The organism is Neisseria sp. P0021.S007, from assembly GCF_051956855.1.
Window position 1 is genome coordinate 1 of record NZ_JBQCXA010001000.1, and the last position, 552, is coordinate 552.

Below are 552 nucleotides of genomic sequence, written 5' to 3' on the forward strand. Positions count from 1 at the left end.
GTATATGGCGGGCGCGCAGTTGGGGATGGCCGTATTTTTCGACAAAAAGTTGCGGGCCGCCGAGCCAGCCGCTAAAAAATTCGTAGAGCTTTTCGCGTATCAGGGTCATGTCTTCGCCGTGCATTTGGCGCAAGGCTTGGTATTGCGGCTCAAGTTCCATCAAGTCGTAGAAACGGTCGGTCAGGGTGCGGATGCCGGTTGCACCGCCAAAAGATTGGTACATGCTTGGGGACTTTCTGTGTGGATTATTGCGGGATTTATTTTGAGACGTAGGATTCAGGCAAGCATGCTTACCTTACATAATGGCCGTCTGAAATTTTCAGACGGCCTTTGGAGATTTAGCGGATTTTGAGGGTACTCAAACCAATCAGCACCAAGACGATGGTAATAATCCAGAAACGGACGACGACTTGGGTTTCTTTCCAGCCTTTTTGTTCGTAGTGGTGATGGATGGGTGCCATCAGGAAGATGCGTTTTTTGGTTCGTTTGTACCAACCGACTTGCAACATAACGGAAATGGCTTCAACAACAAACAGGCCACCCATGATGACG

The 552-nt window shown here is 49.3% G+C and carries 1 protein-coding gene and 1 pseudogene; both read right to left on the reverse strand.

Annotated features, from left to right (window positions below; translation table 11 throughout):
• Positions 1–223, reverse strand: a 223-nt coding sequence (locus ACTHUR_RS17185; protein ID WP_440399919.1) for a globin domain-containing protein, incomplete at its 3' end; no start/stop codon positions are given.
• A gap of 115 nt (positions 224–338) precedes the next feature.
• Positions 339–552, reverse strand: a pseudogene (locus ACTHUR_RS17190) (phospho-N-acetylmuramoyl-pentapeptide-transferase); the annotation flags it as partial.